Consider the following 5,465-nt stretch of genomic DNA (forward strand, 5'->3'; position numbering starts at 1 on the left):
CGCTCGCGGCCGGCATGCCCGTGCTCGCGGCCGGGCAGGGCGGGACGTCCGGCGACGCCGGCGGCGACGCGCCGCAGGACGGCGCGACGGCGGCCGCGCTGCTTGCGGCCGCACCGTCGGACGCGCCGTCCGGCTCCGCGGCCCCGGCCACGCCGGCGCCCACCGCGCCGACGACGGGCAACGTCGTGCCGTCGGCCCCTGCGGCTCCGGAGCGCCCGCAGGCGCACGCGCCGGCCCACACGCCGGTCGCCTCGCAGGTGTCCACGCACGTCGCCGGGCTGATGAACGGGCCGGACGGCGTGCACCGCATGGTCATGCAGCTGCACCCGGCCGACCTCGGGCAGGTGCAGATCATCGCCGAGCTGCGTGACGGCCGCGTCCACCTGCAGCTCACGGGCGGCACCGAGGCCGGCCGCGAGGCCCTGAAGGCCGCGCTGCCGGACCTGAAGCGCGACCTCGCCGACGCGGGCCTCTCGACCGGCTCGCTCGAGGTCGGCAGCGACGGGCCCGGGTCGTTCGCCCGGGGCCGGGAGGGTGCCCAGCAGCGCGGCGAGGGCCGCGCGTCCGGGACCTACGGCTCAGGTGACGCCCCGGTCCGGCCGAACGACATCCCGACCGCACCAGCCCCGGTGCGCGCCACCGGCGACCGCGCCCTCGACCTGCGCGTCTGAGAGAGGACCTCCATGCCTGACCCGATCTCCGGCTACACCCCGATCTCGGACGTCATCGGGACGCAGCAGCCCGCGGCGCCGACGAAGAAGGCCAACGACGAGCTCGACAAGGACGCGTTCCTGAAGCTGCTCGTCGCGCAGCTGAAGTACCAGGACCCGAACAGCCCGGTCGACAGCTCTCAGTTCATGTCTCAAACTGCTCAGTTCACGTCGGTTGAGAAGCTCACCGCTCTTGCCGATACCCAGACTGCGATGCTCTCCTCGCAGCAGCTCCTGGGAGCGAGCAGCCTCGTGGGTAAGACCGTGTCCTACCCCGGCCCCGACGGCACGGACGTCTCGGGGGTCGTGACCTCAGCGCAGCTCAGCACCGACGGACCGGTGCTCCGCGTGGGGGACGTCAGCGTCCCGCTCACCTCGGTGAAGGAAGTCAAGAACACGCCCAGCACGTAGTCCTGCACCGCGTGACCTGACGCTCCTCCCGCACATCCTTTCCGTCCGTCCCCTCAGCTCCAGGAGAACTTCCGTGCTCCGTTCCCTTTTCTCTGGCATCAGCGGCCTCAAGCAGCACCAGACGATGATGGACGTCACCGGCAACAACATCGCCAACGTCAACACGGCGGGCTTCAAGTCCTCCAGCACCGTCTTCGAGGACACGCTCAGCCAGATGGTCCGCGCGGCCGGCGCCCCCCAGGGCGGCAACGGCGGCACCAACCCGGCACAGGTCGGCCTCGGTGTCCGCCTCGGCGGCATCGCGACCAACTTCGGCCAGGGCTCGGCCCAGAGCACCGGCCGCTCGACCGACATCATGATCCAGGGCGACGGCTTCTTCGGGGTCCGCTCCGGCGGCGAGACGCTCTTCACCCGCAACGGCTCGTTCAGCTTCGACCAGGACGGCCGCCTCGTGACGAACAGCGGCGGCGTCGTCCAGGGCTGGACCGCGGTCGACGGCGCGGTCAACACCAACGGCGCCATCGGCGACATCCAGCTCCCGACCGGCACCCTGCTCCCGCCGAAGGCGACCGGCGCCGCCTCGCTCGGCGGCAACCTCCCGGCGGGCGCGGCGGACGGCACGCAGATCACCGGCTCGTACAAGATGTTCGACGCGCAGGGCAAGGAGCACACCCTCGCCTACACGCTGACGAAGGTCGACAGCACCGGCCTCGCCAACGACCGCTGGACGCTCGCCACCACGGTCGACGGCACCGCTGCCACCGCCTCGACCGCCGCGTTCGAGTTCAGCAAGGCCGACGGCAAGCTCGTGACGCCGCCGGCGACCGGCACCCCGGCGACGCAGACCTTCAGCGTGACCGCGCCGTGGGGCGACGTGAACATCGACGTCGCCTCCGTGAGCTCCTTCGGCGGCGAGAACACCCTCGCGGCCGGCACCCAGGACGGCTCGTCCATGGGCTCGCTGCAGGCCTTCACGATCTCGCCGGACGGCACGCTGGTCGGCGTGTTCAGCAACGGCCTCAAGCAGCCGCTCGCGCAGCTGTCCCTCGCCAGCTTCAACAACCCGGCCGGCCTGGAGAAGGTCGGGGGCTCGATGTTCCGCAACAGCGTGAACTCCGGCAACCCCGTCATGGGCACCGCCGGCGGCGCGGGCCGCGGCACGCTGCAGAACAACACCCTCGAGATGTCCAACGTGGACCTCGCCGCCGAGTTCACCAACCTGATCGTCGCCCAGCGCGGCTTCCAGGCGAACTCGAAGGTCATCACGACCAGCGACGAGATCCTCAACGACCTGGTCAACCTCAAGCGCTGACCGCCGCTCGCCCGCAGGGCCCGGACGCCTCGTGCGTCCGGGCCCTGCTGCGTTCCGGGGTACGTGGTGGTGCCGGCGGTGGTGGTGCTGCGGGCGGTGCGTGGTGCTGTCCATCTCAGGCGACGTCTGGACCAGGAAGCAGCCAGCCGCCGTCGGATCAGCCAGTGCTGGTGGTCGTGGCCACGGCCTCGGCCGCTGGCTGACTCCGGGTGCAGTCCCGCCGACCGCACGCTGCTGCTCGCAGTCCGCGACGTACGCTCGACGGGATGTCGCACCCCAGGCCGTCCGCGCCCACCCCCGACCCTGACCGCAGCGAGTACGACAAGATGGTCGCGGGGGACTGGTACCGCTACCGGGTGAGCCCCGAGCTCGTCGCGATGACAGCCGCCACGCAGGCATGCTGCCGCGAGATCAACGAGACGTACGCGTCCGACCCCGAGCGCGCGCTCCTGCTGATGCGGGACCTGCTGGGCTCGATGGGGGACGCCGTGCAGTTCCGGCCTCCGTTCTACGCCGACTACGGCTCGCGGCTGCACATCGGCGACCGCAGCTTCCTCAACGCCGACTTCCTGGCCCTGGGCGGCGGTGAGATCACGATCGGCAAGGACGTGCTGATCGGTCCGAGCGCGCGGCTCTACACGCCGAACCACCCGATGGACCCCGACCAGCGCCGCGAGGGCTACGAGCGGGTGCTACCCGTCCGGATCGAGGACAACGTGTGGCTCGGAGGCAGTGTCGTCGTCTGTCCCGGCGTGACGATCGGGGAGTCGGCGGTCGTGGGCGCGGGCTCGGTGGTCACTCGTGACGTGCCGGCCGGTGCTTTCGTGGCCGGCAACCCGGCTCGCGTGATCCGGCCGGTGGCGGGGGAGCCCGGCGTCCGCTGAGCGGACGCCGCAGGACGGCTGGGCGTCGTCGGGGCGGCGAGGCGACTTTGCCCTTCGACGCGTGGCGGGCGGGGCTTGCTGGCTGCCCGATTCGATCCGACCGTCCTTCCGTTTCCCTGTCCTGGTCACCGGCTTCTCGTGCGAGCCCCGCCTGCAAAACAGGAATCTCGCTACGCCGTAATGAGGATCAGGGATCCGCAGATCGCCCTCGGTCGAGGAGCGATGAACGCGATGGCCTCCCGGCAGCCGAAGAGCGGCGATCACCGACGAGCGGCACGCCGCGGGTCAACGCGAGACGCGAGGACCCGGCTGCTGCACCGGGACAGCGGACGAGCGACCGGTCGATCATGATGGCGCCGCGCATCGGCGCCACAGGCCCTCGAGCTGGAGCCGCCGGTCCCGGAAGGAGTCGATGATCGCGCTGACGTAGGAGCTTGCGCAGGGCCGGTGACGGGGCGGCAACCGGCCCCCCAGAGCCGAAAGTCGGACCGCGGGCGGTCGGTACACCCACGAGCCCCCCGAGCGCGACGCGAAGGCCGGGGAGCAGCGGGCCCCGGGGGTGGCGGAGCCGGGTCAGGTGCCCGTCTGCTCGAGCTGGCGGTGCGGCACATCGACGGTGAACCACACCTCCTTGGCCCCCCGGTCGACCGAGCAGCCCCAGTCGCTGCTCAGCGCCGCGACGATCCCGAGGCCCCGCCCGCTCTCCGCGTCGTCGTCCGCCGGGTCCGCGGCGTTCCCGATGCACTGGGGCAGGCTGTCCGAGACTCCGACGCGTACGTGGTCGTCCCCGAGCGCGACGGCGACCCGCATCGGTGGCCGCCCGTGGCGCATCGCGTTGGTGATCAGCTCGCTCGCCGCGAGCAGGACGGCGTCGGAGGACTCCTCGGCGCCCCACTCCTCCAGCGTCCGCGACAGCAGCCGGCGCGCCTCGCGCACCGATGCCGGCTCCCCGGTCAACGGCACGGCGACGACATGCTGGTAGGACACGGCGGTTCCCCATCTCTTGAGGCGATGGGCCCTTGGGGCCCTGACGTGCTCGGGAATGGCTGTGCGGCGAGCCCAGGGCGGGCTCCGACGCGTTCGGACACCCGGCTCTTACCCAGCCCCCCGCCACCGCCGAAACCCCGAGGGACTGCCTCGTCCCGAGGCGGCCGCACGTGGCTGCCACATCGGCTGGGCCGGAAGGCCCAGCTCGTCCGGCCGTCACCTGAACGGCGCAGTTCCCGGCGCTTAGGCGAGGAGCACACCCCGCCGATCCGGTTAGGGCAGGCGGAGAACGCCCGCACGGCGCACGCGCCGGCAGACAGGTCCTCGGGACCGACGACTCAGGACGGGAGGGCGGCCGCATGATCGTGCTGACCCGGCTCAACGGGCACGCGTTCGCGCTGAATCCCGACCTCATCGAGCGTGCCGAGAGCACGCCCGACACGGTGATCACGCTCGTGGACGGCAAGAAGTTCGTCGTCTCCGAGTCGACGTACGAGGTCGTGACCCTCGTCGCCGACTTCCGCTCGTCGATCATCGCGCGAGCCCAGGTCCTCGAGACCGAGATGCAGTACGAGCAATCGCAGGGACCGGACGACCGGGGGCCGCAGCGCGGCCGCGTGGTCCCCCTGCCCATCAGGGAGGCATGACCATGGACCCCGCAGCTCTCGCCGGCATCGCGCTGGCGTTCATCGCTGTCCTCGTCGCGAACGTGATGGAGGGCGGCAACCCGGCCGCGCTGCTGAACATCCCGGCCCTCATCCTCGTGTTCGTCGGCACCATCGGTGCCTGCCTCGCCGGTGGCATCCTCAAGGACACCATCGGCGCCCTGCAGGGCATGATCAAGGCGCTCACCGGCAAGGCCGCCGACCCGGGCAACTCGGTCGAGACCGTCGTCAAGCTGGCCGAGCGCGCTCGCCGCGAGGGCCTGCTCGCGCTCGAGGACGCGGCCAAGGACATCGACGACCCGTTCCTGCAGAAGGGCCTGCAGCTCGCGATCGACGGCACCGACCCCGAGGAGCTCCGCGAGATCCTCGAGGCCGAGATCGGCGCCCGCAAGTCGGTCGGCAAGCTGAATGCCGCCTGGTTCACCAACGCCGGCGCGTACGGCCCGACGATCGGCATCATCGGCACCGTCATGGGCCTCGTGCACGTGCTCGAGAA

The 5,465-nt window shown here is 71.5% G+C and carries 7 protein-coding genes; 6 read left to right on the top strand and 1 reads right to left on the bottom strand.

Going from position 1 to position 5,465, the window contains the following annotated elements; genetic code table 11:
- The 4 genes from G9H71_RS24760 to G9H71_RS20800 form a co-directional block, all read left to right on the top strand.
- A partial coding sequence (locus G9H71_RS24760) for a flagellar hook-length control protein FliK (protein ID WP_166284687.1) occupies window positions 1-671 on the top strand: 671 nt, incomplete at its 5' end.
- Between the two features lie 12 nt (window positions 672-683).
- Window positions 684-1,121, top strand: a complete 438-nt coding sequence (locus G9H71_RS20790; RefSeq protein WP_166284688.1) for a flagellar hook capping FlgD N-terminal domain-containing protein — start codon at window positions 684-686, stop codon at window positions 1,119-1,121.
- Window positions 1,122-1,194: 73 nt separating this feature from the next.
- Window positions 1,195-2,433, top strand: a complete 1,239-nt coding sequence (locus tag G9H71_RS20795) for a flagellar hook protein FlgE (RefSeq protein WP_166284689.1) — start codon at window positions 1,195-1,197, stop codon at window positions 2,431-2,433.
- Window positions 2,434-2,699: 266 nt separating this feature from the next.
- Window positions 2,700-3,317 carry a sugar O-acetyltransferase gene (locus tag G9H71_RS20800; RefSeq protein WP_231135205.1) on the top strand — a complete coding sequence of 206 codons (618 nt, stop codon included), beginning with the start codon at window positions 2,700-2,702 and terminating at the stop codon, window positions 3,315-3,317.
- A gap of 573 nt (window positions 3,318-3,890) precedes the next feature.
- On the opposite strand, the gene G9H71_RS20805 is transcribed toward G9H71_RS20800, so the two are convergent.
- A complete protein-coding gene (locus tag G9H71_RS20805; protein ID WP_166284690.1) occupies window positions 3,891-4,304 on the bottom strand; it encodes an ATP-binding protein in 414 nt (137 codons plus the stop codon).
- A gap of 359 nt (window positions 4,305-4,663) precedes the next feature.
- Between G9H71_RS20805 and G9H71_RS24765 the strand changes: the two genes are divergently transcribed.
- Window positions 4,664-4,951 carry a flagellar FlbD family protein gene (locus G9H71_RS24765; RefSeq protein WP_166284691.1) on the top strand — a complete coding sequence of 96 codons (288 nt, stop codon included), beginning with the start codon at window positions 4,664-4,666 and terminating at the stop codon, window positions 4,949-4,951.
- A gap of 2 nt (window positions 4,952-4,953) precedes the next feature.
- On the top strand, window positions 4,954-5,465 hold a 512-nt coding region (locus tag G9H71_RS20815; protein ID WP_196792336.1), incomplete at its 3' end, for a motility protein A.

Origin of the sequence: Motilibacter deserti (assembly GCF_011250635.1) — a bacterium.
Taxonomy (GTDB): domain Bacteria; phylum Actinomycetota; class Actinomycetes; order Motilibacterales; family Motilibacteraceae; genus Motilibacter_A; species Motilibacter_A deserti.

Excerpts from the sequence above, each read along its gene's own strand:
- G9H71_RS24765 (WP_166284691.1), top strand. The coding sequence starts at position 4,664 with ATGATCGTGCTGACCCGGCTCAACGGGCACGCGTTCGCGCTGAATCCC.
- G9H71_RS20790 (WP_166284688.1), top strand. The coding sequence starts at position 684 with ATGCCTGACCCGATCTCCGGCTACACCCCGATCTCGGACGTCATCGGG.
- G9H71_RS20800 (WP_231135205.1), top strand. The coding sequence starts at position 2,700 with ATGTCGCACCCCAGGCCGTCCGCGCCCACCCCCGACCCTGACCGCAGC.